We start from the raw sequence: 26,802 nt of genomic DNA, 5'->3' as shown, positions 1-26,802 counted from the left end.
CAACCAACCCTGCCATCCGTCGGTCAACCACGTCAACCACCGGGCACGATGGTTCTCATCTGCGGATCAGCGTCCGCACCAGCCGGACACCCTGTCCCAGCGAGACGTCGGGCAGGTACGCGCGTCCGATCGCATTGCCGATACTGGGGAGCGCGACCGGATCGGCGAAGCACATGTGCATCGGCTCGTAGCGGGGCTGGAACTTCGACTTGAACGCCAACAACGACCGGAAGCCGTACACGGGTTCGAGCGTCTGCCCCAGCACGTCGAGCAGCGAATCCATCGCCTCCGACAGCCCCGGACGCACATCCCCCGACATTCCGGTCTGCTCGCCGTCCTGCACGGTCGCCAGCGGCGCCCCGGACAGGCTCACGAACTCGGCGCCCTCCTGCTCGAGCAGCAGCGCGGCCGACGCGATGAGGAACTCCATCGCGGGCCGGAAGCCCTGTTGGGGGCCGTCTGCCCGGCGGCGCATGAAGTCGAGCGTCCACCCGACCACCCGGCCGTCCCGGTACACCGGCAGCCACGACGTCACCCCGTGCACGGTGCGCTCCTCGTCGACCGCGATGAGGCAGCGCACCTCGGGATCGTCCATCTCCTGCAGGCCGCCGAGCGTGAACCCCATCTCGGGCATCCCCTTGTCGGCCACCCACTCCTCGGAGATCGCGGTGATCTGGTCGGTGATCGCGAGCGGCGCCGTCGGGAAGCTGACCCACTCGGCGGTGATCCCCGACTTCGCGGCCTTGTTCAGCGCGGTGCGCACGTCCTGGAACTTCTTGCCGGTGAACGCGATCGAGCCGAGGTCGAGCACCGTCTCCTCGGCGACCTGCACCCCCACCCAGCCCAGCGACTCGGCCGCGTCCCGCACGTCCCCGGTCACCGAGTAGAAGCACGGCACCCACCCGTTGGACGCCGCGAACTCCGCGAACCCGCGGACGTCGTCGCCCACCCGGTCCGGCCGGCCCACCGGCCCGCCCGTCGTCAGCGCGACACCGCCGATCACTCGGTAGGCGACGTAGCTGTCGCCGCCCGCGCCGAACCAGTAGGAGTTGCCGCGCCACGTCGTCATCCACGCCAGCGCGCTGCCCGAACCGTGGACGAGGGTCTCCCGGGCCCGCTCGGCGGCACCGGTGTCGGCGCCGTGCGCGGGCCGCAGGAACGTGGCCGCCACCAGCACGCACACCACGACCCAGAACGCGACGCCGGTCCACTCGTAGAGCAGCGTCGACGCCCAGTCGTCCGGGAGCAGACGCGGATCGAGCATCTGCAGGTACACCGGTGGCACCAGGCGCTCCGGGAAGTCCGCGACGAGCATGCCGACGGTGGGCCGGCGGTCGAAGCCGTTGCGCGCCCACAGCCCCCCGAGCACGTACAGCACGCCGAGCCCCGCGGTCAGCACGGCGACCTTGCCGGCGAGACGGGTGTACGTCCGCGGGGGTGCCGCGACGTCGAACAGTTTCCGCGTCGCGAGCAGCAGGATCACGAGCACGAGCGGCGTGAGGAACGGTGTGAGCGTCCGGTACACGTTGGGGGCGTCGAGGCCGTAGAAGAGGGACTCCTCGTCGGCGATGTCGATGTAGCGGACCGCGAAATTCAGCAGCGACAACGCCAGCAGCAGCACCTGCGCGACGAGCGATGCCGCCCACGCGAACCGGCGGCCGCGGCGCAACCCGTCACACAGCACCAGCAGGAACACCGACGGCATGAGGCTGAGCAGCGTCGGACCGAACCCGGACAGTCTCAGGTCGAGTTCGCCGCGCCGGCAGTCGGGACCGGTCGGGGCCTCGGCGCAGATCTCGCGCACCTCGTCCACCGTCCACGGCACACCCCGGAACAGGTCCCGCAGCACCGCGAGCGGGCCGACGGCGTGTGGCGACAGCGCGGCCAGCATCGTGCCGACCGAGGTGGCGGCGACGACGATCGCGACCAGCACCCGACCCTCGCGGCGGGTTCCGGAGATCCGGTGTCCGCGCGCGGATCGTCCGACGATCCACGGGCCCACGCACAGTCCCACGACCACGGCACCGAGTCGGATCACGTCCTGCAACTGGCCGGCGAACAGCACCAGGGTGATGGTGAGGGCGAGCAGCCCCACCCGGATCCGTCTGCGCCACAGCGTGTCCATCGACGCGCTCGCGGCCATCGCGACACCGGCGATCCACGTCGTCGGGCCCACCGCGGTGCCGATGTGCAGGCGGAATCCCCAGTCGGCGTCGAGCAGTTTCGCGGCCGCGGCCACCGCCAGCCCCACCAGCGCGCCCGCGACCTGCGTCACGAGCGCGGCGAGCGCGAAACGTCCCGACCCGATCCGACGTTCGAGTGGCGCGGCGACCAGGAACACGAGCACGGTGGCGCCGAGATAGCCGGCCAGACCGGGCGCCCACAGACCCGCACTGAGGCTGGTCCACAGCCGCCAGTGCTCGACGGCACCGATCCCGACGGCGAGGTGGCGATCGACGAACTGGCCGGGACCGTGGACGATCGAGTCGGTCGCGAACCCCAGCACCCACAGCACCGCGAGCAGCGTGATGCTGACCGGCGCGCCGGACGCGCCGTAGCGGAGCAACTCGGAGACCCGGCGCGCGTACCGACGGAGCGTTGTCACGAGATCAGTCCCATTCTCTTCGCCAGCCAATCCATTTCGTCGCGCAGGCCCGCGGACCACACCGAGAAGCTGTGGCTACCGGGAACCTCCACGTACTGCACATCCATGCCGGCGTCCTTCGCGACCGCGTAGACCTTCTGCGCGCCGCCGCGGTAGGCGTCGTCGCGCGTGCCCACGACGATGATCCCCGCCGAGTCCGGGTAGCGGCGCGACTTCATCAGATCCAGCGGGTTGACGGCCACGAACGCGGCCTCGTCGCCACCGAACGCCTGGTCGATGGTCCGACCCCGGTCCCCGAGCGTGGGCTCCTCCTGGCCGGACAGGTCGAGGAACGTCGGATACACCTGCGGATAGTTGGTGGCCAACTGCAGCGAACACGTTCCGCCGTAGGACAATCCGCCGACCGCCCAGGACCGCGGATCCGGGTCGATCTGCAGGTGCGTCTTGATCCAGGCGGGCACATCGACGGCCAGATAGGTGGCGACCTTCCCGAGTTGCGAGTCCAGGCACAGCGGGTTGGCCAGTTGCGATCCGGTGCCGTCGGGCACCACGACCACCGGTCCGAGACCGTGGTGCTCACGCGCGAACGCGTCCATCGTCATCGCGAGCTTGCCGCCGTTGAGCCAGTCCTCGGGCGAGCCGGGCTGCCCGGCGAGCATCACCAGGACCGGCAGCAGCGGCCGCGGGTTCGCGAAATAGGCGGGCGGCAGGTAGATGACGGCGTCGCGCGCGGAGAACCCGGACGTGGCGCCCGGGATCGCCGTCGTCGTGTGCCGTCCGCTCGACGGGAGGTCGCCGGGGGCCTGCGGGGCCCACACGTCCTCGAGGGGGCGTCCGGCGACGACGGGCTCGGTCGAGGGAGGCACCTGTTCGAAATCGATCCGGTCGGGATCCGGCAGACCGAGCGCGATACCGACTGTGGGATAGGCGTAGAACACCCGGTTGATCTGCACCGCGGCGGTGAGCACGACGGCCAGCGCCGCCACCACGGTGACCGGAATCTTCCACCGGACGGTGGTGAACGCGCGCGGGACCGCCAGTGCAATCGCCCAGAGCCCGATACCGATCCACACGTACACGGACGTCTCTATCGGGTCGGGGAACGGCTTCCACACCTTCTCCACGAACAGCCGGAGCAGCAGCGTCACGGCGACCGCGCCGACGATGGACGCGGGTAGGGCGCGCCGCACGAACCACCGTCGTCGGCCGGCGACGAGCCAGCCCGCGCCGACGATTCCGCAGACCGCGACGACGACGGGCAATGGGCCCGACACCAGCGACAACCGATCGAGCCACCCGAACATCGGACCTCCGCGCTGACGTCTCCCCCACCGGTATACCGCCCGACGCGGCGTTGAGACCGATACCACACCGACGCGCCGAACTTACTACTGGCAGTAGTAAGCATTCGGGGAGGGTGGTCCGTAGAATCGGAGCATGGCTGGACTCGGCGAGCTCGAACGTGCGGTGATGGACCACCTGTGGTCGGCGACGGAACCCCAGACCGTGCGGCAGGTGCACGAAGCACTCGCCGCACGCCGGGAACTGGCGTACACGACTGTGATGACCGTGCTCCAGCGACTTGCGAAGAAGCACCTCGTGATCCAGCAGCGCGACGACCGCGCGCACCGGTACCTTCCGATGCACGGTCGCGACGAGTTGGTCGCGAGCCTCATGGTCGACGCGCTGCAGCAGGCCGACGCATCCAGTGAGCGTGCCGCTGCGCTCGTGCATTTCGTCGGCCAGGTCGGTGCCGACGAGGCTGCCGCCCTCCGTGAGGCGCTCGCCGCCCTCGAGGTCGCGGAAGCCGCCAAGGCCGGCCCGGCAGGTCTGCGTCCCGGCACCGGACGCGCGAGCTGAGGCTCCCGCCGTCATGACCGGTAATCGATGAACGCCACTACGGCGCTGGCTTTCGGGCTACTCGCGCTTGCGCTGTCGGGGCCAGTCCCGGCACTGCTCAGTCGAGCACAGTGGCCCTTCCGCGCTCCGCGAGCGGCGTTGGTGCTGTGGCAGGCCATCGCGTTGGCGGCGGTCCTGTCCGCGTTCAGTTCCGGTCTCGCGATCGCGAGCCAGCTGCTGGTGCCCGGCCCCGACGGACGACCCACCACCGAGCCGACGGCCGAGATCGACGCGCTGGGGCTCCCACTGTGGCTGCTGTATGTCGCCGTGTTCGGCATCACCCTGCTGATCGGCGCCAAGCTCATCTTCTCGATCGTGCGCGTCGGCGTGCACACCCGCCGCCGGCGCGCCCGCCATCGCATGCTCGTCGATCTCCTCGACCGCGGCGACATCGATGTCTCCGCCGCGCTGGGGCGATTCTCGGACGTCCGAGTCCTCGAGACGGCCGAACCGATCGCGTACTGCCTTCCCGGGCTGCGGCAGCGAGTCGTCCTGAGCGAAGGGACGCTGAATTCGCTGAACGACGCCGAGGTCACCGCGATCCTCACTCACGAGCGTTCGCACCTGCGTGCCCGCCACGACCTGGTCCTCGAGGCCTTCACCGCCGTCCACCACGCGTTCCCTCGGGTGGCGCGATCGAAGTCAGCCCTCGGCTCGGTGCAGTTGTTGGTCGAGCTCCTCGCCGACGACTCCGCGGTCAAGGTGACCGGCCCGGCGCCGCTCGCGCGTGCTCTGGTCGCGTGCGCCGGCTCCACGGCACCTCGTGGTGCGATGGCCGTAGGCGGACCGAGCACTCTCGTTCGCGTGCAGCGCCTCACCGGTGCGGGCGCCGACGTCCGGATCGCGGCGGCCGCGTACGCCGGCGCGGCGGCCATCCTCGTGGTGCCGACCATCGCCGTCGCGGTGCCGTGGCTGGTGGAGCTGAGCCGACTGTTCTCGACGACACAGCCCTGATTCCCCAGAAGTAGCGCTGGTCACACCACTCACGATGTGTCGTCGACCGCGGGCGGCATCGCGTACACTCGATTTCGGCCGCCGTCGCGGCCCGATCAATCAATGTGTGGCACACAGCCCCATCTCTCCCGCAAGACGCGCTCAGATGGCCAGGTGATATGTGCCCTGGCTCGTCTCTTCGTGCGGCTGCATGACAGCCCCGCTCCGAAACGCGCCCGACGTCCGGAGAGGTATTTCCGCGTGACCACTGCTGCCCAAGATCCTTCAGTACAAGATCTTTCTGTACAGGACGAGCAGGACAACCCTGCCGTCCCGACCTCCGTCGAGACTGTCGAGGCCGAGGCCCCCCAGCCGACCGACACCGACGCCGAGTCGACCACCGATGAGTCGGCAGACGCCGACACCGAAGCCGACACCGAGCCCGAGCTGACGTTCGCGCAGATCGGCCTGCCCGAGCCGGTCGTCGCCGCACTCGCCCGCAACTCGATCACGGTCCCGTCGCCGATCCAGGCGATGGCGATCCCGGATGCGATTGCAGGCAAGAACATTCTCGGCCGCGCCCAGACCGGCTCCGGCAAGACGCTCGCATTCGGTCTGCCGATGCTGGCGCGCCTGGCGCGTCACGAGGACCGCCCGGCCCCCAAGCGTCCGCGCGCGCTGGTTCTCGTGCCGACCCGCGAACTCGCGTTCCAGGTCGTCGATTCGCTCACCCCGTACGCCGCCTCGCTCGGACTGAACGTTCGCGCGGCGGTCGGCGGCACCCCCTTCACCAAGCAGGTCGACCAGCTGCGTCGCGGCGTCGACATCCTCGTCGCCACCCCGGGTCGCCTCGGCGACCACCTGCGGCAGAACACGTGCGTTCTCGGCGAGATCGAGATGACGGCACTCGACGAGGCCGACCAGATGGCCGACATGGGCTTCCTGCCCGAGGTCCGCACGCTGCTCGGCGACACCCCGAACGACAGCCAGCGCCTGCTGTTCTCGGCGACGCTCGACAACGACGTCAAGACCCTCGTGCGCGAGTTCCTGCCCGAGCACGAACTGCACTCCACGCAGGACGGCCGCGCGTCGGTCACCACGATGGACCACTACGTGCTGCTCGTCGATCGCGGCGACAAGGACGCCGTCCTCGCCGAGATCGCCTCCCGCAAGGGCCGCACCATCATGTTCGCCCGCACCAAGCTGGGCGCCGAGGGCATCACCGAGCGCCTGCGCGAGAAGGGTGTCGCGGCCGAGGCTCTGCACGGCGGCAAGGCACAGAACCAGCGCACCCGCGTGCTCGAGCGCTTCAAGAACGGCCGCACCCCGGTGCTGGTCGCGACCGATGTCGCGGCACGAGGTATTCACGTCGACGGCATCGACCTCGTCGTGCACGTCGATCCGCCGCAGGACCACAAGGACTACCTGCACCGTGCCGGCCGCACCGCCCGCGCGGGCGAGGCCGGTGTCGTCGCGGCCATCGTCCTGCCGAACCAGCGACGCATGTTCCGCCGCCTCACCGGCATGGCGGGTGTGAATGCGACCGCCGTGCCGGTGTTCCCCGGATCCGAGGAGCTCGCGACCATCACGGGCGCGCAGGCGCCGAGCGGTGATCCGGTGCGGGAGAGCTACTTCGGCAACGATCGCGGCGATCGCCGTGAGCGTTCGTTCGGCGACCGTGGTCCCCGCCGCGAAGGTGGCTACCGCGGCAACTCCAGCAACCGGGACGATCGCGGCCCGCGACGCGACTTCGGTGACCGCGGCCCGCGTCGCGACGGTGACGGCGGCGGCTTCCGTGGCTCCAGCAACCGGGACGACCGTCCGCAGGGCGATCGGCCGCGTCGTGACTTCGGCGACCGCGACAACCGTTCGTTCGGCAACCGCGACGACCGCGGACCCCGTCGGGACTTCGGTGACCGCGACAACCGCGCACCTCGCCGCGACGGCGACAGCGGCGGCTTCCGTGGCTCCAGCAACCGCGACGACCGCGGCCCGCGCCGCGACTTCGGCGACCGTCGCAGCGACAACGGATTCCGTGGCAACGACTCGCGGGGCAACGACTCGCGGGGCGGCGATTCTCGCGGCGGTGGTTTCCGCGGAAACTCGGGCGACCGCGACAACCGTTCGTTCGGCAACCGCGACGACCGCGGACCCCGTCGGGACTTCGGTGACCGCGACAACCGCGCACCTCGCCGCGACGGCGACAGCGGCGGCTTCCGTGGCAACTCGAGCGATCGTGGCCCGCGCCGCGACTTCGGTGACCGCGGCCCGCGTCGTGACGGCGACGGCGGCGGCTTCCGTAGCAACTCCAGCAACCGCGACGACCGCGGCCCGCGCCGCGACTTCGGTGACCGCGACAACCGTCCGTCCGGCGACCGCCGCGGTGGCGCGGGAGCGTCCGACCAGCGCAGCAGCGGCTTCCGTAGCCGCACGGAGCGTCGCAGCTACGACGGCTTCGACGGCCCGCACCGCAACCGCAACGCGTAGTGCGCCGGTCGACGTGATCGACCGTCCGTGAACCCCATTCGGCCCCGGCCGCCCTCCCCCGGGCGGTCGGGGCCGAATGCGTGTCCGGTGTCACGTCCCGAACTGCGGGGCCGGTTCGCGTCACGGTGGGGTCTCGGGGGAAGCTGTAACCATGACCTCCGAGACTTCTGCCAGCACCGAGGCTGCCCGCGCCCAGATCGGCGTCACCGGGCTCGCCGTTATGGGATCCAACATCGCTCGCAACTTCGCCCGCCACGGGCACACGGTTGCCCTGCACAACCGCAGCGTCGCGAAGACGGATGCCCTTCTGGCTGCACACGGCGACGACGGTGACTTCGTCCGCACCGAGACCATCGAGGAGTTCGTCGGCGCGCTGCAGAAGCCGCGACGCGTGCTGATCATGGTCAAGGCCGGCGACGCGACCGACGCGGTCATCGAGGAACTCGCCGACGCGATGGAGCCCGGCGACATCATCATCGACGGCGGCAACGCGCTGTACACCGACACGATCCGCCGCGAGGCGGCGCTGCGTGAGCGCGGCCTGCACTTCGTCGGCGCCGGCATCTCCGGCGGCGAGGAGGGCGCACTCAACGGCCCGTCGATCATGCCGGGTGGCCCGAAGGAGTCGTACGCGGCGCTCGGCCCGCTGCTCGAGTCGATCTCGGCGCACGTCGACGGCACCCCGTGCTGCACGCACATCGGCCCGGACGGCTCCGGCCACTTCGTGAAGATGGTGCACAACGGCATCGAGTACGCCGACATGCAGCTGATCGGCGAGGCGTACAACCTGTTCCGTGACGCCCTCGGCTTCGACGCCGAGCAGGTCGCGAACGTGTTCACCGAGTGGAACGCCGGCGATCTCGAGAGCTACCTCGTGGAGATCACCGCCGAGGTGCTGCGCCAGAAGGACGCGAAGACCGGCAAGGCCCTCGTCGACGTGATCGTGGACGCCGCCGAGCAGAAGGGCACCGGGCGCTGGACGGTCAAGTCCGCGCTCGATCTGGGTGTGCCGGTCACCGGCATCGCCGAGGCGGTGTTCGCCCGCGCGCTGTCCGGTTCGCGCGAACAGCGCAAGGCTGCGAAGGGGCTGGCGTCCGGTGAGCTGGGCGCCAAGCCGACCGACGTAAAGCAGTTCACCGAGGACATCCGCCGCGCGCTGTACGCGTCGAAGATCGTCGCGTACGCGCAGGGCTTCGATCAGATCCGCGCCGGCAGCGAGGAATACGGCTGGGATCTCACCCCGGGCGATCTCGCGACCATCTGGCGTGGCGGCTGCATCATCCGCGCCCGCTTCCTGAACCGCATCAAGGAGGCGTACGACACCAACCCGGATCTGACGTCGCTGATCGTCGAGCCGTACTTCCGTGAGGCCATCGAGAACGCGATCGACAGCTGGCGTCGGGTCGTCGTCACCGCTACCACCCTCGGCATTCCGGTGCCGGCGTTCGCGTCGTCGCTGTCGTACTACGACGGTCTGCGCGCCGAGCGTCTGCCGGCCGCGCTGACCCAGGGCCAGCGCGACTTCTTCGGCGCCCACACCTACGAGCGCGTCGACATGCCCGGCAAGTTCCATACCCTCTGGAGCGGCGACCGTTCCGAGATCGAGGCCTGAGTCTCGGCACACGACAGCTGAATCGGGGCGGACGCTGCGGCGTCCGCCCCGATTCGCGTGTCAGGCCCCGTGCAGCCGTCGGTGCAGCAGGTGCACGTCCTCGACCAGTTCGGGGATCGGTCCGACGACGGTGACGCCCGGGGCGACGTCCTGGACCGGCAGCGGCCGCACCGGGGCCGGGGGCACGCCCATCTCGGCGAGCCACGACACCAGTTGCCCGGTGGAGGCCACGTAGACGATGCGCCCCAGGCCCACCCACGCGTGCGCGGCCGCGCACATCGGGCAGTGCTCCCCCGACGTGTACACCGTCGCGCCGGCCCGCTGTTCCTCGGTCAGGTTCTCGGCCGCCCACCGCGCCAGCGCGAACTCGGGATGCCGGGTCCGGTCGCCGTCGGCGATGCGGTTGCGGTCCTCCGCGACGGCCGTGCCGTCGGCGGTCGCCAGCACCGATCCGAACGGCTCGTCGCCGGCCAGCAGCGCCTCCGCCGCCAGCTCGACGCATCGCTGCAGATGCCGGAACTCCACCTCGGTCACCAGTTCGGAACGCCCGGATTCGGACACACCTACCTCCTCATTCACGCGGAACCGCGATTGTGTCACCCCGCGGTAGCCTGTGACTTCACGAACGGAAGGCCCGCGCCACCCATGTCCGACCGTCCTCTCCCCACCTTCGCGCAGCTCGGCCTGCCCACCCCGCTCGTGCATGCCCTCGGCCGTGCCGGCATCGCCGCTCCGTTCCCGATCCAGGCCGCCACGATCCCCGACATTCTCGCCGGACGCGACGTCCTCGGCCGCGGTCCGACCGGGTCCGGCAAGACCCTCGCGTTCGGGCTGCCGCTGCTGGTGCGACTCAAGGGCGGTGCGAGCCGGCCCGGGCGCCCCCGCGCGATCGTCCTGGCACCCACCCGCGAACTGGCCGCCCAGATCGAGAAGGCGCTCGACGAACCAGCGCTCGCGCTCGGGTTGCGGACCTCTGCGATCGTCGGTGGTGTCCCGTTCAAGGGACAGGCCACTCGGCTCGCGCGCGTCGTGGACGTCGTGATCGCGACGCCGGGGCGGCTGGCCGATCATCTGGCGCAGGGCACCATCATGCTCGACGACGTCCTGGTCACGACCGTCGACGAGGCCGATCACATGGCTGAGCTCGGCTTCCTGCCACAGGTCACCGAGATCCTGGACCGCACCCCGGCGTCGGCGCAGCGGCTGCTGTTCTCGGCGACCCTCGACGGCGAGGTCGACACACTCGTCGCGCGCTACCTGAACGATCCGGTCACGCACGCGACCGCCGCGGCCGTCGCCGCCGTCGACACGATGGAGCACCACGTGCTGCACGTGCCGCGAGAGATCAAGTACGCCACCGTCGCCCGCATCGCGGCGCGGTCCGGGAAGACACTGCTGTTCGTTCGCACGAAGGCGGGCGTGGACCGGCTCACCGACGAGCTGCACGCGGCCGGGATCCCGGCGGGTGGTCTGCACGGCGACAAGCCGCAGGGGCACCGCACCCGGACCCTGGCCGCGTTCACCGACGGCACGGTGCCGGTGCTGGTCGCCACCGACGTCGCGGCCCGCGGCATTCACGTCGACGACGTCTCGCTCGTCGTGCACGTCGACCCGCCCACCGAGTCCAAGGCGTACCTGCACCGGGCGGGGCGGACCGCTCGCGCCGGGGAGACCGGTGTCGTGGTGACGGTCGTGACCGAGGACGAGCGCGGCCCCGCCGGGAAGGTCATGCGGGCCGCGGGGGTGGACGTCGATCCGCTCGACGTCGGCGGCCTCGACCGGCGATGGGAGGACGTCACCGGGGCGCGCGAGCCCAGCGGCACGCCGGTACCGGAACCGGAGGCGTCGCCCGCGCCGCCGAAGAAAGACGCCCCCACCGATCGTCGGGGTCCGGGTTCACAGCGCGGTGTCCGGGGTCGTGGCGGGGCGCGACGCGACGGCACCGCCCGCCCCGGACCCGGTCAGAGCCGACGCCGCCGCGGAGGGAACTGACCGATGACCGGACTGCCCGCTGCCTCGATCGTGTGCGCGTTGATCGCCGCGTTCCTGTTCGCGTGCGCCTCGGTGGCGCAGCAGAGTGCGGCGGCGCAGGTTCCGGAGGATAGATCGCTCATCGCGGCGCTGATGCGCAGCCCGCGTTGGTGGGCGGGCGTCGTCGGCGACGGCGGCGGCTACCTGTTCCAGGTGATCGCGCTGGCGCTGGGGTCGGTGCTGATCGTCCAACCGCTGCTGGTGTCGATGCTGCTGTTCGCGCTGCCGCTGTCGGCGAAGTTCTCCGGGTACCGGTTCACCCGCAACTCGTGGGCGCTCGCGATTGCACTCACGGCCGCGCTCGCGGTGTTCCTGGTCGTCGGCAACCCCACCGAGGGCGGCACCGACGCGCCGTGGGCGCAGTGGTCGGTCCCGCTGGTCACGGTGGTGGTGCTCGTCGCGGTTGCGACCGCGTTCGGGTTGTCCCCGCGGGTTGCCCCCGGCTGGCGGGCGCTGCTGCTGGGCAGCGCGAGCGGTGCGCTCTACGGGGTGGCGGTCGCCTTCACCAAGTACGTCACCGATCTATTCGAGCACGGACTCGGCCATGTCCTCGGCGCGTGGCAGACCTACGCCCTGGCCGCGGCCGGAATCATCGGGTTGTACTTGCAGCAGCGCGCGTTCCAGGTGGGGCCGCTGTCGGCGTCGCTGCCGGCGATGACGATCGGCGAACCGGTGGTCGCGATCTTCCTCGGCATGACCGTGCTCGACGAGCGCCTACAGGTATCCGGTGTCGGCATCGCGGTAGTCGCCGCGGCGGCCGTCGTGATGCTGGTGGCCACCATCGCGCTCTCGCGCGAACAGGCCACGCTGCAGCCTGCCCCGGAGCCTGTCTCGGACTGACGGGAATGCCCGATGGCCCGGCGACGTTGTCACGGTCGACAATGCAGTTCAAGTTTCAACTATAGACTGCAGTTCGAGTTTCAACGACAGCTCTCTGGAGGAACCGTGACTTCACCCGCCCGCACCGGACAGGTCTTCCGCCTCGGCACCCCGTGGCCGGCAGTGGATCCGTTCCTGTTCGCCGTCCACCACGTCGACCACTACCCTCAGGGCACCCCGGACATGACGCCGGCCGTCGACGTCTCCGACCGCCCGCTCGGCCAGGACTTCGGCCACCCGTCCGGGTGGAACATGTATCACGGCACCACCGTGCCCGGGTTTCCCGCGCACCCGCACCGCGGCTTCGAGACGATCACCGTCGTGCAGCGCGGGTTCGTCGACCACGCCGACTCCACCGGCGCATCCGCGCGCTACGGCGGCGGCGACGTGCAGTGGGTGACCGCGGGCGGCGGGGTCAGCCACTCGGAGATGTTCCCGCTGCTGAACCAGGACGGCGACAACGACTTCGAGCTGTACCAGATCTGGTTGAACCTGCCCGCCCGCAACAAGTCGGCGTCGGCCGAGTTCACGATGCAGTGGAACGAGGACATCCCCGACGTCGTACTCGACGGCGCGCGGGTGCGGGTGATTGCGGGGCGGTTCGCGGGCCGCGACGCGCTCGCGCCGCCCACCAACTCCTGGGCGGCCGCGGCCGACTCGGACGTCGCGATCTGGCTCGTGGACCTGGAACCGGGTGCCATCGTCGATCTTCCCGCGGCGGCGTCCCCGAACACCCGCCGGGTGCTCTACGTGCACGGCGACGGCGCCCGCGTCGACGTCGACGGCGCCGCACTCGACTCCGGATGGGGATTCGCCCCCGACGACAGCGGTGCAACGACGTTGCGCGCCGAGACCGCGGCGACGGTGCTGGTCCTGCAGGGCGTGCCGATCGGGGAACCGGTCGCCGCGCAGGGCCCGTTCGTCATGAACACCGACCGCGAGATCGCCGCCGCCTACGACGACTACCGGCGCACCGGTTTCGGGGGCTGGCCGTGGCCCTCGCAGGCTCCCGTCCACGATCGGGAGGCCGGACGCTTCGCCCGCTACGGCGACGGACGGGTCGAGCGGCCGGATCCGGCACTCGACCGATAGCGGGCACGACGCCCGGGTGCGCAGTACGCTCGGCGACTGTGCAGTTCCTCGAAGGGCAGCGCCCCCCGTACGACCTCACCTACGACGACGTGTTCCTCGTCCCGAACCGGACCGACGTGGCGTCACGCTTCGACGTGAACCTCGCGACGTCGGACGGATCCGGCACCACGATCCCGATCGTCGTCGCCAACATGACCGCGGTGGCCGGACGGCGGATGGCCGAGACTGTCGCCCGGCGCGGCGGTCTCGTCGTCATCCCGCAGGACGTGCCGTCGTCCGCGGTCGCCGAGACCGTCGCGTTCGTCAAGAGTCGGCACCTGGTCGCGGACACCCCGATCACCCTGGACCCCGAGGACGCCGTCTCGGACGCGCTGACGCTGCTGAACAAGCGGGCACACCGGGCCGCGGTCGTGGTCGACGGCGGCAAGCCGATCGGGGTGCTCACCGAGGCGTCGTGCGCGGACGTGGACCGCTTCACCCGTGTCGGGGCCGTCGCAGTGCGCGACTTCGCGACCGCCCCGGCGACGGCGACCCCACGCGAGGTGTTCGGACTGCTCGAGTCGCGGCACGATCCGCTCGCGGTGATCGTCGACGCCGACGGCATGCTCGCCGGGGTTCTCACCCGCACCGGGGCCATTCGCGCCGGGATCTACACGCCCGCGGTCGACGCACACGGCCGGCTGCGGATCGCCGCGGCCGTCGGTGTCAACGGGGATGTCGCCGCCAAGGCGAAGGCACTCGCCGACGCCGGCGCCGACCTACTGGTCCTCGACACCGCGCACGGCCATCAGCAGCGAATGCTCGACGCCCTGCGCTCGGTCGCCGCACTCGGGCTGGGGGTGCCGCTCGTCGCCGGGAACGTGGTCTCGGCGCGGGGGACGCGCGACCTGATCGATGCCGGCGCGAACATCGTCAAGGTCGGTGTCGGGCCGGGAGCGATGTGCACCACCCGGATGATGACCGGCGTGGGCCGGCCCCAGTTCTCGGCCGTCGCCGAATGCTCCGCGGCGGCCCGCGATCTCGGGGCGCATGTCTGGGCCGACGGCGGGGTCCGGCATCCGCGTGACGTCGCGCTCGCTCTCGCCGCGGGGGCGTCCAATGTGATGGTCGGCTCGTGGTTCGCGGGCACCTACGAGTCGCCCGGCGATTTGCGGTTCGACCGGGACGGCAACCGCTACAAGGAGAGCTTCGGCATGGCCTCCAAGCGTGCCGTCGCGGCCCGCACCATCGACGACACCGCGTTCGACCGCGCCCGCAAGGGCCTGTTCGAGGAGGGCATCTCGAGCTCCCGGATGCGGTTCGATCCCGCACGCCCGGGCGTCGAGGATCTGCTCGACCACATCTGCTCCGGGGTACGCAGCACCTGCACCTATGCCGGCGCCCGCACCCTCGACGAACTGCACGAGAAGGCCGTCGTCGGGGTCCAGTCCGCGGCCGGTTTCGCGGAGGGGCGACCCCTCCCCTCCGGCTGGTGACCCAACCCCGAAAAGGGTGTCCGTTTCATCCCGTTCCGGTGCCGCCCGGTACAGTGGAGGCTTCGTTTCCGGAAATATCGTCGACACCGGTTCCGTTGGAACCGACGATATGCGCCGCCCGACAGAGAGGACCCCGGTGCCCGAGGCACCCATACACACGCCCCCAGACGCACAACCCGCAGCTACTGCACCGGGCCCGGACGCGGAGTCCGAGGGCTCCTCTACCGAGCCGGGAGACAAACCCGGCGGCCCCGTAGCTCCCCACTTGCCCGGGCGGGTGGTGTCGACGTGAACGTCGCACTCACCGTCCTCAGCCTGGTCGGCTTCATCGCCTTGACCGCAGGCACCGCCCTCTTCGTGGCGGCCGAATTCTCCCTGACCGCGCTCGAGCGCAGCACCGTCGACGCCCATGCGCGCGGCGGCGACCGCCGGGCACGTCAGGTCCAGCACGCGCATCGCACGCTGTCGTTCCAGCTCTCCGGCGCCCAGTTGGGTATCACGATCACCACGCTGATCACCGGCTACCTCGCCGAGCCCGTGCTCGCCCGGTTCATCACCCCGCTGCTCAACGGCGTCGGCCTGTCCGATTCCACGGCCAGCGGGGTCTCCCTGGTGCTGGCGCTGATCATCGCGACCTCGTTCTCGATGATCTTCGGCGAACTGGTGCCCAAGAACCTGGCGATCTCCAGGCCGCTGCCGACCGCCCGTGCCACCGCCGGCCTCCAAGCCGGCTTCTCACTGATCTTCAGGTGGGCCATCAACGGCCTCAACGGCGCCGCCAACTGGGTGGTCCGCCGCCTCGGCATCGAACCCGCCGAGGAACTGCGGTCGGCCCGCTCCCCGCAGGAACTCGGATCGCTGGTCCGCACGTCCGCCGAACGCGGATCCCTCGACGCGGGGACCGCACTGCTGGTGAACCGCTCGCTGCGGTTCGGCGACCTCAGCGCCGAGGAACTGATGACCCCGCGCGTGAAGATCGAGACCCTCGACACGGATGCCACGGTCGCCGACCTGCTCGAGGCGGCATCACGCACCGGCTTCTCCCGCTTCCCGATCGTCGACGGCGACCTGGACAACACGATCGGTGTCGTGCACATCAAACACGCGTTCACGGTGCCGGCTGCGCGCCGCTCGACCACCCGGCTCGACTCGCTCGCGCAGGCCGTCCCCGTGGTGCCGTCGACCCTCGACGGCGACACGGTGATGGAGCGCGTCCGCTCCGACGGCATGCAGGTCGCGCTCGTCGTCGACGAGTACGGCGGCACCGCCGGCGTCGTGACCATGGAGGATCTCATCGAGGAAATCCTCGGCGACGTCCGCGACGAGCACGACGAACCCGAAATCGACGTCCAGCGCGTCGGCCACAGCTGGGCCTGCTCGGGGCTGCTGCGCACCGACGAGGTCGGCCGCGCCACCGGGTACGTCGCGCCCGAGGGCGAGTACGACACCCTCGGCGGCCTCGTCCTCACGTCACTCGGCCGGATCCCGGTCGAGGGCGACGAGGTGAGCCTGCCGGACGCCAACGGGCTGCCCATCGGCCCGGACGGGTACGGCTGGATCGCGCGTGTCCTGACGATGGACGGCCGTCGCATCGACCGGGTGCTGTTGACCCCGGTCCCGGCGATCGTCCCGACCCGGGAGGAGAGTCACCGTGGGTGATCTGTTCGGTGTTCTACTCACCGTGGTCCTGCTGGCGGGCAACGCGTTCTTCGTGGGCGCCGAGTTCGCACTCATCACCGCGCGCCGCGACCGTCTCGAGGCGCTGCACGCGCAGGGCAAGAAGCGCGCTGCCACCGTCATCAAGGCCGGCGAGAACCTGTCGCTGATGCTGGCCGCGGCGCAGCTGGGCATCACGATCTGCTCGATCCTGCTCGGCAAGGTCGGCGAGCCGGCCATCGCGCACCTCATCGAGGCGCCGATGGACGCGCTCGGCGTTCCGGACGGCCTGCTCCATCCGATCGCGTTCACGATCGCACTGGGCCTGGTCGTGGTGCTGCACATCCTGCTCGGCGAGATGGTTCCGAAGAACATCGCGATCGCCGGACCGGAGAAGACGGCGATGCTGCTGGTGCCCGCGCACCTCGCGTTCATCAAGCTGGCCAAGCCGCTCATCGCGTTCTACAACATCAGCGCCAACGGCATCCTCAAGATGCTGCGCGTCGAACCCAAGGACGAACTCGATGCGACGGTCTCCGCACTGGAGCTGTCCGAGATGATCGGCGAATCCCACACCGAGGGCCTGATCGACGAGGAGGAACACCGCCGGCTCACCCAGGCCCTCGAGACCGAGGGCCGCACGGTCGCCGACGTCATGATTCCCTCGGCGAAGATGCGTACCGTGCCGTTCGTCGACGGCGGGACCACGCTGGGTGCGGTCGAGCGGGCGGTCGTCGAGACCGGCTACTCGCGCTACCCGGTGCGGGAGGCCGACGGTGTCCTGATCGGCTATCTGCATCTCAAGGACGTCCTGGAGCGGGTCGCCGACGAGACGGCCGGACCCGAGACCGCGATCCCGCGGTCCGACATCCGCCGACTGCCGCTCATCTCGGTGACGCTGCCCCTCGACGACGCTCTCGCCCGGTTGCGGCGCACCAACTCGCACCTCGGTGCGGTGGTCGACGGGTCGGGTGCGGTGATCGGCATCGTCGCGCTCGAGGACCTCGTCGAGGAGTTCGTCGGTACCGTGCGCGACGGCACCCATCGGATCGTCGATGCCGTACCCGGCCAGAAGGCGGTTTGAGAGCAGTGAATTCGGCAGTTCTGCCGGAAGAAGTGTGGACTGCCCGACGGGACCGCCACCGCGAGGTGGTGGCGGATCTCGTCGGGCCGCATCTGCAGCGCAAAGCCGCGGACGTCAAGCATCCGGTGCACGATTTCCTGTTCACGTACTACAGCGTCCGACCGAACCAGCTGCGACGCTGGCATCCCGGGTTCGGGACCGCGCTCGCGGGACCGTCGGCGCAGGACTACCTGATCTACACCGGCTACGAGGTCACCGGCGATCTGGTGACGCTCTCCCCCGACGTGCTCGCGCATCGCCGCGACACGGTCGAGTTCATCGCCGCGCTGCTGTCCGCGACCGCGGGCCGGCGGCCCCACCTGGGCTGCTTCGGCCTGCACGAGTGGGCGATGGTCTACCACGGCGGCGAGGAAGCGATCCGGCACGCCCAGGTCCCGCTCCGTCTCGGACACACCGGCACCGACGAGGTGGTCGAGTCGATGCAACTGCGCTGCACGCACTACGACGCGTTCCGCTTCTTCACTCCCGACGCGGTCCCCCTCAACGAGGCACCGCTGTCGCGCGACGACCAGGTCGCGCGCGAGCAACCGGGATGCCTGCACGCCGGCATGGACCTGTACAAGTGGGCATCCAAACTGGGGGCGCTCATCGAGTCCGAGATCGTCCTCGACTGTTTCCGTCTGGCAACGGACGCGCGGGAGCTGGACATGAGGGCCAGCCCGTACGACCTGTCCGACTACGGCTACGAGCCCGTGCGCATCGAGACCCCGCAGGGCCGCGCCGACTACGTGCGTGAGCAGGCGGTGCTGGCCGAGCGGGCTGCGGACCTGCGGGCGCACATTCTCGAACGGTGCCGTCGACTGCTGGGCGCCGACAGCTCGGTAGCTGTACACACAGCCGACCAGCCCGTCGGCTGACAGCTCCGGAATCACGCCAGTGGTGCGGCGCCAACCGCGCCCGCCGCCGCGGCGCCGAGTCCGGACGAGGCGCTGCGTCGGTCTTGCCCGTCAGCACTGCGCGAGCACCGCACCGGGTCGCTATCGCGGCCACTCCACTCACGCTCCCGAAATGACCTCCCGCTCCCGCGATTGCGCGCGCGAGAGGTCATTTCGGGAGCGGCACGGCCGGTCACGGCACGCGGTACGTCCACTCCGGGTTCGCGAACTTGGTGTCGACCAACTCCTGTGCGGCAGCCAGTTCGGCGTCGCTGTAGACGCTGTCGCGTGTGTCGTAGCGGGCCCGGAAGTGCGCGAGGAACGCGGCGATGATGTCGGCGCGTGCCATACCGGTCTGCGAGCGCATCGGGTCGACGCGCTTGCCGGAACTGGTGATGCCCTTGTCGGAGATCTTCTCCCGCCCGATGCGGAGCACGTCGGTCATCTTGTCGGCGTCGATGTCGTAGGCCATCGTCACGTGGTGCAGCACCGCGCCGGCGGCGAACCGCTTCTGTGCGGCGCCGGCGATCTTGCCCTGTTCGGAGGCGATGTCGTTGAGCGGCACGTAGCGGGCCTTGATGCCGACGTCGGCGAGCGCGCCCATCACCCACTGGTCCAGGAACTCGTACGAGCGCTCGAAACTCAGCCCGTCGACCAGCGACGTGGGCACCGCGAGCGAGTAGGTGATGCAGTTGCCCGGTTCCATGAACATGGCGCCGCCGCCGGAGATGCGCCGCACGACGCCGATGCCGTGACGAGTCGCGGCCTCCTCGTCGACCTCATTACGCACCGACTGGAACGAGCCGAGCACCACCAGTGGTGAATCCCAATCCCAGAATCGCAGGGTCGGACGCCGTTCGCCGTTCGCCACCTCGCGGGCGATGACTTCGTCGAGCGCGACGTGCATCGCCGGGTCGAGCACCACCGGTTCGATGACGTCGAACGTGTGGTCGTGCCAGCTGGTCGCGTGGCCGAGGGCACGGCGGACCGCGATGCCGACAGATTCGGGCGTGAAGCCGATCATCGCAGCGTCGTCGGCAAGCGCACCCGAGATGGCCTGTCCCAGCTGCGCGGCATCGGCGGTGGTCGGCATGCCGGTCACCGCCGCGACGATGTCGCCCAGCGCCTCGTCGGGTTCGAGGAAGAAGTCCCCGGACAACGACACCCGCGAAAGGCGCCCGTCCTCCACCTCGACGTCGACGATCACGAGCTTGCCACCGGGAACCTTGTATTCACCACGCACGAAAAGAAGCGTATCGGTGAGTGCGACAGGGCCGTGGCGCGGGAACCGTGGACACCTACTGTGAGTTCGACGGCGGATTCGCCGAACTGACGGGATGAGAGGATTTCGATGACCGACACGGCGATCCAGGAAGCGGCCGAGGAACTGCAGGGGACGATGTTCGACCTGCTCGGCGGCATCGCGGCGCTCGAACGCGATGTGTTCCGAAATATCGGAGCCGACGACGCCGAGTTCGCGGCCGCCCACCGTGCCGTCGTCGACTTCGCCGAGTACACGCTCCGGCCGTGGCATCGCGCCGCCGAGGAGGACCTCTACCCGGCCGCCGCGCCGGTGATCCGCGCGCAACTGCTAGTCGAGGGGCTGCGCGGCGAGTGGCAGACCGTGGAGCAGGCATACTCGCGGCTGTCGTGTGTGAGCACCGATCGTGTCCGCATCGCCGCCGACATCAGCGCCCTGCGCGTGCTGCTCGTGGTGATACTGGGCAAGAGCATGGACCTGCTGGTTCCGGCGCTCGCCGAGGACGGCATCCCGCTCGCCGACGCGGCCGCGAGGATGGCGACGGCAGCGGCCGGGAAGAAGGCCTGACCCGATGACGGCCCGCAGCGTCACACGCCGCGGGCCGTCCCGGATCACTTGCGCGCGAGCGGGCTGTAGAAAACCAGCCCGTTGCCATTGTTGTCGTACACCACGACACGACGCTCGTGGGCATCGTCGTACGGCCCCTTGATGATTGCCCCGCCGCCCTCCTCGATCGCCTTCGCTGCGGCGTCGACGTCGGCGGTCTTGATACCGACGACGACCTTGCCGGGGATCGGGTGGTCGACGGCGGTCGCGAGCGCGATCGTCACCGATCCCCCGTCCAGCGCGGCGAAATGCGCGCCGTCCCGGAACTTCAGGGTCATCCCGAGGGTCTCGGTATAGAACTTGATCGCCTCGTCCAGGTTCTCGGTCGAGAGCATGATCATCTTGGCGTCGTAGTCGCTCATACATCCTCCGGTACTCGATCAACTTCGGCGTGGGTGGCGGTGCGTGCGCCGAGCGGACCTCGTTCGATACACCCACAGCCATCGCCGCGCCGTGTGCTCGATCATCCTCACTCGCAGCCGGTTCCCGCACACCTCGACCCGCCGTCGGTGATGTACAGACAGGACCTGGGGCCCTACCGTAAAGGGACGTTCGGGGCCGACCTGGAAACGTGTCGTTTCCACGAGGTGGCGCAGCAGATTCGGGAGCACGAGTAGCGCCCGCTTCCACTCACCGCGCATCCCCGACCGCTCGTCGCGGCTCCGCCCGCCCGCCCGCGCCCCGTCGCGCGACGAGGGTGCGCGGGACGTATCATCTGTGCACGATCGGCCAACTCGCCTTTCATGATCGAGTCTGCATCCGGACGCGAACCGTTCGTCCCACCGCAGTCGGCGCCCACCTCACGCGCCTCAGCTCTCGAGCTGTATTCGTCGATGCCCTGGCAGCCGCACCGGACTGATCTCCCGCAGAAGCTACCGCCGGGTAACATTGTTGTCGTCCCGTTCGGCGTTCCCGCATATGCCCAGGCCGTGGCCGTGCCGGAGACGCTGCTGGTACCGAAAAGTGAGGCAGTTCCATGACTGAACGCGTGCAGGTCGGTGGTCTTCAGGTCGCCAAGGTTCTCTACGACTTCGTGAACGAGGAGGCTCTTCCGGGGACCGGCGTTTCCGCTGAGGCGTTCTGGGAGGGTGCGGGCAAGGTCTTTGCCGACCTCGCCCCGAAGAACAAGGCGCTGCTCGCCAAGCGTGACGACCTGCAGGCGCAGATCGATGCCTGGCATCGCGAGCGCGCGGGTAAGCCGCTCGATGCCGCCGAGTACAAGGCGTTCCTACAGGACATCGGGTATCTCCTGCCGGAGCCGGCACCGTTCCAGGTCGCGACCGAGAACGTGGACGCCGAGATCGCCACCACCGCCGGGCCGCAGCTGGTGGTCCCGATTCTCAATGCACGCTTCGCGCTCAACGCGTCCAATGCCCGCTGGGGTTCGCTGTACGACGCCCTCTACGGCACCGACGCGATCTCCGAGGAGGGTGGAGCCGAGAAGGGTAAGGGCTACAACAAGGTTCGCGGCGACAAGGTCATCGCGTGGGCCCGGAACTTCCTCGACACCGCCGCCCCGCTGGCCAAGGGCTCGCACACCGAGGCCACCCGCTACTTCGTCATCGACGACAAGCTGGCCGTCGAACTGGGTGGCGAGGTCGTCACGACGCTGGCGGAGCCGGAGAAGTTTGTCGGCTACCTCGGCGACGGCGACAACCCCACCTCGGTGCTGCTGCGCAACAACGGTTTGCACGTCGAGATCGAGATCGATCCGACTTCGCCGATCGGCCGGACCGACGGCGCCGGCGTCAAGGACGTCGTGCTCGAGTCCGCGATCACCACGATCATGGACTTCGAGGACTCGGTCGCCGCGGTCGACGCCGACGACAAGGTGGTCGGCTACCGGAACTGGCTGGGCCTCAACCGCGGTGACCTGTCCGAGTCGTTCGACAAGGGCGGCAAGACCATCACCCGCACCCTCAACGGCGACCGCACCTACACCACCCCCGACGGCGGCGAACTCACGCTGCACGGCCGCTCGCTGCTGTTCGTCCGCAATGTCGGACACCTGATGACGAATCCGGCGATCCTCGACGCCGACGGCAACGAGATGCCCGAGGGCATCCTCGACGCGCTCATCACCGGCGCGTGCGCGGCCCACGGTCTGACCATCGACGACGACCACGGCCCGCTCGACAACTCGCGCACGGGCTCGATCTACATCGTCAAGCCCAAGCAACACGGCCCCGAAGAGGTCGCGTTCACCACCGAGCTGTTCGGTCGGGTCGAGGAGATTCTCGGCCTGCCGGAGAACACGATCAAGGTCGGCATCATGGACGAGGAGCGGCGCACCACCGTGAACCTCGCGGCCTGCATCAAGGAGGCCGACCAGCGGGTGGTGTTCATCAACACCGGCTTCCTCGACCGCACCGGCGACGAGATCCACACCTCGATGGAGGCCGGCGCGATGGTCCGCAAGGCCGACATGAAGAAGCAGACGTGGATCGCCGCGTACGAAGACTGGAACGTCGACACCGGCCTCGCGTGCGGACTGCAGGGCAAGGCGCAGATCGGCAAGGGGATGTGGGCCATGACCGATCTGATGGCCGACATGCTCGAGCAGAAGATCGGTCACCCGAAGTCGGGCGCCAACACCGCCTGGGTGCCGTCGCCCACCGGTGCGACCCTGCATGCCACGCACTACCACCAGGTGGACGTGTTCGCGGTCCAGGACCAGCTGAAGGGCAAGCCGCGCGCAACGATCGACGAGATCCTCACTATCCCGCTCGCCCCGTCCACCGACTGGTCGGATGCGGAGAAGCAGCAGGAACTCGACAACAACTGCCAGTCGATTCTCGGCTATGTGGTCCGTTGGATCGACGCGGGCGTCGGCTGCTCCAAGGTGCCCGACATCCACGACGTCGCACTCATGGAAGACCGCGCGACACTGCGCATCTCGAGCCAGTTGCTGGCGAACTGGCTGCGCCACGGCATCGTCACCGAGGCCGACGTCGTCGCCAGCCTCGAGCGCATGGCGCCGGTCGTCGACCGTCAGAACGAGGGCGACGCCACCTACCGCAACATGGCGCCGAACTTCGACTCCAACATCGCCTTCCAGGCGGCCAAGGAGCTGATCCTCGAGGGCGGCAAGCAGCCCAGCGGCTACACCGAGCCGATCCTGCATCGTCGCCGCCGCGAGTACAAGGCCGCCAACGCCTGATTCTCGACATCGCGCGCGGCCCCGGCACCCACACAGGTGCCGGGGCCGCGCGCATTCGGGATGTCCGGATCCGTCACTAGACTGCGTTCGTCGGGGCCGGTCGGGCGCCGGTCCGACAAGGTAGAGAGCAAGGCGGTTTCCTCGTGGGTCAGCATCGCAGCGATCAGCGCACCCGCGGCGTCAGCAAGGGACCGATCATCGCGGTGGTGTCGGTGATCGTGCTCGTGCTCGGCGTCGTCGGCTGGTTCCAGCTGAGAGACCGCACGAGCAGTCAGGGCACCGCCGCGGCCGGGACGTGCGTGGAGGGCGACGCGACGCTCACCGTCGCCGCCGACCCGGACATCGCCGGGCCGCTGCGCGAGCTCGCCACCAGATTCACCGAGTCTCTGCCGGTGATCCGCGACCACTGCGTGTCGGTGTCGGTGCACGAAGCCGACTCGCAGGCCGTGTCCGACGTTCTCGCTGCCGCCCCCGACGGACCGTGGAACGCCGACCTCGGCCCCGCCCCGGCACTGTGGATTCCGGCCACCGGCACGGCGGTCGAGCGACTCGCCGGCACCGGCGCGGTGGACGGTCAGCCCAAGTCGATCGCGTCGAGTCCGGTCGTCGTCGCCGCACCCGAGGAACTTGCCCTCGCGCTCACTGCGGCCGGTACGGGCTGGCAGACCCTGCCCACGCTGCAGTCCGGCAAGGATTCTCTCGCGGGACTCGGTCTCGCGGGCTGGGGCAGCCTGAAACTCGCGCTGCCCACCGGGCCCGGTTCCGGCGCCACCGGCGCCGCGATCGAGGCCGTCGCCGCGGCCACCGTGAATGCGGGCACCGGCCCGCTCACCGAAGCGCAGGCGGCTTCACCTCAGGTCACTGCCGCGATCGGCGCGCTCGAGAACGGCAGCAGGTCCATCGACGGCACCCCAGCGGCGACGGCCGATACCCTCGACAAGCTCTCCGCCCGATCCGACCACACGGCGGCCTCCTTCCATGCGGTCCCCGCCACCGAGCAGCAGGTCTTCGCGCACGGAGACGGTCTGATCGCGTTCGCACCCGCTGGAGCCACGCCGGTCGCCGACCACCCCGCAGCGATCCTCACCACCCCGTGGGTCGACGAGACCCTCGGCCGCGCGGCCGCGCAGTTCGTCGAGTTCCTGCGGCAGCCGGAGCAGGCGCAGTCACTGGTGGATGCGGGCTTCCGCGTCGGCGACCGGACGCCGGCCGCTACCGAGCGCACCCCGATGCCCGCACTCGAACAGGTATTGGCCCCCGCGGCCGCTCCCGCCGCGGCACGCCTCGCGTCGACGTTCGCGAACCCGGCCGTCCCCCAGGCCACGACGATCCTGCTCGACGTCTCCGGGTCCATGGGTTACGCCGACGGCGACGGCACACGGCTCAGCAACACCGTCGACGCGCTGTCCGCGCGGATCGTGGCACTCGGTGAAACGTCGAACGTCGGTTTGTGGGTGTACAGCCGCGGACTCGACGGCAGCAAGCCGTACCTCGTGAAGGTGCCGACCGGCCCGATGTCCGACGGCGATCGCAGGCAACGGCTCGAGACCGCGCTGCAGTCGCTGCGCCCGGCCACGGCGACGTCCACGTACGCGTCGATGATCGCCGCCCACGACAGCGCGGTGAACGCGTTCGTCGACGGACGCCCCAATTCCGTACTACTCATCACGGACGGACCCAACGACGACACCTCGACCACGAAACAGCAACTGACGAAAGCACTCTCCGGCACGGCGCATCCGGTCCGCGTCGACGTGATCTCGATCGGCGAGAACAGCGACCAGGGGACGCTGCAAGCGATGGCCCAGCAGACGAACGGGACATTCGCGGCGGTGCCGTCCACACAGGGTCCCGCGCTCGCGGACGCGCTCGAGAAGACGCTGTCGTAGGCCATGGTGCGCATCGCGATCTTCGGAGCCTTCCTCGCGCTCGTCAGTTGGTGGGTGTACCGCCGTCTGGTCCGCGCGACCGGGCTGAAGGGGCGTCCCGCCCGCGCCGTCGGCGTGGCGCTGGTCGTGCTGTGGGTCCTGGCACTGATCGGAATCGGCAGCGGTGAGGTGTTCGACCCGGTGTGGGCGCGGATCCCCGGCTTCGTCGGCTGGGTGTGGCTCGCGGCGCTGCTGTACCTCGTCCTCGGGTTGATTCTGGTTGCCGCGGGCTCGGGTATCGCCCGGCTCGCGGGGCGCCCGCAGCCCACGGATCCGTCCCGGCGCCGCGTCCTGCGCGGTGCCACCGTCGCCGTGACCGTCGCGGCGATCGGTGCCGCCGGATACGGCGTCACCGAAGCGCACACGCCGCGCATCCAACGGGTCCGGGTGCCGCTGCGGCGCCTGCCGAGCGAGTTCGCCGGCATGCGGATCGCCCTCGTGACCGATCTGCACGTCGGCCCGTCCCGTGGAATCGGGTTCACCCGCAAGGTCGTCGAACTCGTCAACGCGCAGAAGCCCGAACTCATCCTGCTCGGCGGCGATCTCGTCGACGGCACGGTCGCGAAGGTGGGACGCGACCTCGAGCCGTTGCGTGACCTGCGCGCGCCGCTGGGCGTGTTCGGCGTGAGCGGCAATCACGAGTTCTACGCGGGCGACGGAGGACGCTGGCTGGATCTGTGGGACACACTCGGCATCCGGACGCTGCGCAACGAACGCGTCGAGATCCACCGCGGCGGCGGCGTCATCGATCTCGCCGGCATCCACGACCTCACCTCCCCCGCCCCCTATGAGCCGAACCTTGCCGCCGCGCTGGACGGCCGCGACCCCGACCGCTTCGTGATGCTCCTGGCGCACCAGCCGAAGCAGGCCCTGGAGGCTTCCGAACTCGGCGTCGATCTGCAGATGTCGGGACATACCCACGGCGGCCAGATGTGGCCGCTGGGCTACCTCGTCCCTTTGCAGCAGCCTTCGGTGATCGGTCTCGACCAGGTCGGCGACACTGTCATTTACACCTCCCGTGGCGCGGGCGCTTGGGGTCCTCCGGTCCGTGTCGGTGCGCCCCCCGAGATCACGATCCTCGAACTCGCGAGCCGACCCGGCACCGACAGCTGATCCCCACTCCAGCGTGATGGGTGAAGTGGGGGGTGATAAAGCGTCA

Annotated in this window: 20 protein-coding genes; 15 read left to right on the top strand and 5 right to left on the bottom strand. The window is 69.8% G+C overall.

Going from position 1 to position 26,802, the window contains the following annotated elements:
• Nucleotides 1–55 precede the first annotated feature (55 nt).
• Both C8K36_RS12735 and C8K36_RS12730 read right to left on the bottom strand, forming a co-directional pair.
• Nucleotides 56–2,605 (bottom strand): bifunctional lysylphosphatidylglycerol flippase/synthetase MprF, encoded by a 2,550-nt coding sequence (locus C8K36_RS12735; protein WP_181319530.1) that lies wholly within the window; start codon nt 2,603–2,605, stop codon nt 56–58.
• Nucleotides 2,602–3,909, bottom strand: a complete 1,308-nt coding sequence (locus tag C8K36_RS12730) for an alpha/beta hydrolase (RefSeq protein ID WP_107985174.1) — start codon at nt 3,907–3,909, stop codon at nt 2,602–2,604. Before C8K36_RS12730 ends, C8K36_RS12735 begins: the two co-directional genes overlap by 4 nt.
• Nucleotides 3,910–4,042: 133 nt before the next feature.
• On the opposite strand from C8K36_RS12730, the gene C8K36_RS12725 reads away from it, so the two are divergent.
• The 4 genes from C8K36_RS12725 to gndA all read left to right on the top strand — a co-directional run bounded on the left by C8K36_RS12725 (nt 4,043) and on the right by gndA (nt 9,536).
• Nucleotides 4,043–4,465, top strand: a complete 423-nt coding sequence (locus tag C8K36_RS12725; protein WP_107984871.1) for a BlaI/MecI/CopY family transcriptional regulator — start codon at nt 4,043–4,045, stop codon at nt 4,463–4,465.
• A gap of 27 nt (nt 4,466–4,492) precedes the next feature.
• Entirely contained in the window at nt 4,493–5,458 is a 966-nt protein-coding gene (locus tag C8K36_RS12720; protein ID WP_107984870.1) for a M56 family metallopeptidase, read from the top strand.
• 240 nt (nt 5,459–5,698) lie between these two features.
• Nucleotides 5,699–7,924 carry a DEAD/DEAH box helicase gene (locus C8K36_RS12715; RefSeq protein ID WP_420910881.1) on the top strand — a complete coding sequence of 742 codons (2,226 nt, stop codon included), beginning with the start codon at nt 5,699–5,701 and terminating at the stop codon, nt 7,922–7,924.
• 151 nt (nt 7,925–8,075) lie between these two features.
• Nucleotides 8,076–9,536 carry an NADP-dependent phosphogluconate dehydrogenase gene (gndA, locus tag C8K36_RS12710; RefSeq protein ID WP_107984869.1) on the top strand — a complete coding sequence of 487 codons (1,461 nt, stop codon included), beginning with the start codon at nt 8,076–8,078 and terminating at the stop codon, nt 9,534–9,536.
• A gap of 60 nt (nt 9,537–9,596) precedes the next feature.
• Here the strand turns inward: gndA and C8K36_RS12705 are convergent, their stop codons facing one another.
• On the bottom strand, nt 9,597–10,097 hold the full coding sequence (locus tag C8K36_RS12705) for a nucleoside deaminase (RefSeq protein WP_420910880.1): 501 nt from the start codon (nt 10,095–10,097) through the stop codon (nt 9,597–9,599).
• Nucleotides 10,098–10,181: 84 nt separating this feature from the next.
• On the opposite strand from C8K36_RS12705, the gene C8K36_RS12700 reads away from it, so the two are divergent.
• From C8K36_RS12700 to C8K36_RS12670, 7 genes are all read left to right on the top strand, one after another.
• Nucleotides 10,182–11,528, top strand: a complete 1,347-nt coding sequence (locus C8K36_RS12700) for a DEAD/DEAH box helicase (protein ID WP_107984868.1) — start codon at nt 10,182–10,184, stop codon at nt 11,526–11,528.
• 3 nt (nt 11,529–11,531) lie between these two features.
• A complete protein-coding gene (locus tag C8K36_RS12695; RefSeq protein WP_107984867.1) occupies nt 11,532–12,407 on the top strand; it encodes a DMT family transporter in 876 nt (291 codons plus the stop codon).
• Between the two features lie 105 nt (nt 12,408–12,512).
• Nucleotides 12,513–13,538 carry a pirin family protein gene (locus C8K36_RS12690; protein WP_107984866.1) on the top strand — a complete coding sequence of 342 codons (1,026 nt, stop codon included), beginning with the start codon at nt 12,513–12,515 and terminating at the stop codon, nt 13,536–13,538.
• Nucleotides 13,539–13,576: 38 nt separating this feature from the next.
• Entirely contained in the window at nt 13,577–15,013 is a 1,437-nt protein-coding gene (locus C8K36_RS12685) for a GuaB1 family IMP dehydrogenase-related protein (RefSeq protein ID WP_107984865.1), read from the top strand.
• Nucleotides 15,014–15,301: 288 nt separating this feature from the next.
• Nucleotides 15,302–16,672, top strand: coding sequence for a hemolysin family protein (locus C8K36_RS12680; RefSeq protein WP_107984864.1), 1,371 nt, complete (start codon nt 15,302–15,304; stop codon nt 16,670–16,672).
• The gene (locus tag C8K36_RS12675; RefSeq protein ID WP_107984863.1) at nt 16,665–17,753 is read left to right on the top strand and encodes a hemolysin family protein; all 1,089 of its coding nucleotides are present in this window, start codon (nt 16,665–16,667) and stop codon (nt 17,751–17,753) included. The genes C8K36_RS12680 and C8K36_RS12675 overlap by 8 nt, the downstream gene beginning before the upstream one ends.
• Before the next feature lie 5 nt (nt 17,754–17,758).
• Nucleotides 17,759–18,670, top strand: a complete 912-nt coding sequence (locus C8K36_RS12670) for a 3-methyladenine DNA glycosylase (RefSeq protein ID WP_107984862.1) — start codon at nt 17,759–17,761, stop codon at nt 18,668–18,670.
• A 211-nt stretch (nt 18,671–18,881) separates the two neighbouring features.
• Here the strand turns inward: C8K36_RS12670 and C8K36_RS12665 are convergent, their stop codons facing one another.
• Nucleotides 18,882–19,931: a lipoate--protein ligase family protein gene (locus C8K36_RS12665; protein ID WP_107984861.1), complete on the bottom strand. Its 1,050-nt coding sequence runs from the start codon at nt 19,929–19,931 to the stop codon at nt 18,882–18,884.
• 108 nt (nt 19,932–20,039) lie between these two features.
• Here C8K36_RS12665 and C8K36_RS12660 point away from each other — a divergent pair, with 108 nt between their 5' ends.
• Nucleotides 20,040–20,516 carry a hypothetical protein gene (locus C8K36_RS12660; RefSeq protein WP_107984860.1) on the top strand — a complete coding sequence of 159 codons (477 nt, stop codon included), beginning with the start codon at nt 20,040–20,042 and terminating at the stop codon, nt 20,514–20,516.
• A 44-nt stretch (nt 20,517–20,560) separates the two neighbouring features.
• Here the strand turns inward: C8K36_RS12660 and C8K36_RS12655 are convergent, their stop codons facing one another.
• Entirely contained in the window at nt 20,561–20,917 is a 357-nt protein-coding gene (locus tag C8K36_RS12655; protein WP_107984859.1) for a VOC family protein, read from the bottom strand.
• Nucleotides 20,918–21,531: 614 nt separating this feature from the next.
• On the opposite strand from C8K36_RS12655, the gene C8K36_RS12650 reads away from it, so the two are divergent.
• From C8K36_RS12650 to C8K36_RS12640, 3 genes are all read left to right on the top strand, one after another.
• Nucleotides 21,532–23,715 carry a malate synthase G gene (locus C8K36_RS12650; protein ID WP_107984858.1) on the top strand — a complete coding sequence of 728 codons (2,184 nt, stop codon included), beginning with the start codon at nt 21,532–21,534 and terminating at the stop codon, nt 23,713–23,715.
• 143 nt (nt 23,716–23,858) lie between these two features.
• A complete protein-coding gene (locus C8K36_RS12645) occupies nt 23,859–25,604 on the top strand; it encodes a substrate-binding domain-containing protein (RefSeq protein ID WP_107984857.1) in 1,746 nt (581 codons plus the stop codon).
• A 3-nt stretch (nt 25,605–25,607) separates the two neighbouring features.
• A complete protein-coding gene (locus C8K36_RS12640; protein ID WP_107984856.1) occupies nt 25,608–26,756 on the top strand; it encodes a metallophosphoesterase in 1,149 nt (382 codons plus the stop codon).
• The last annotated feature ends 46 nt before the right edge of the window (nt 26,757–26,802 follow it).

This window comes from Rhodococcus sp. OK519, from assembly GCF_003051005.1.
Lineage (GTDB): Bacteria > Actinomycetota > Actinomycetes > Mycobacteriales > Mycobacteriaceae > Prescottella.
The sequence above is the reverse complement of the archived record's forward strand: the minus strand, read 5'-3'. Positions and strand labels throughout refer to the sequence as shown.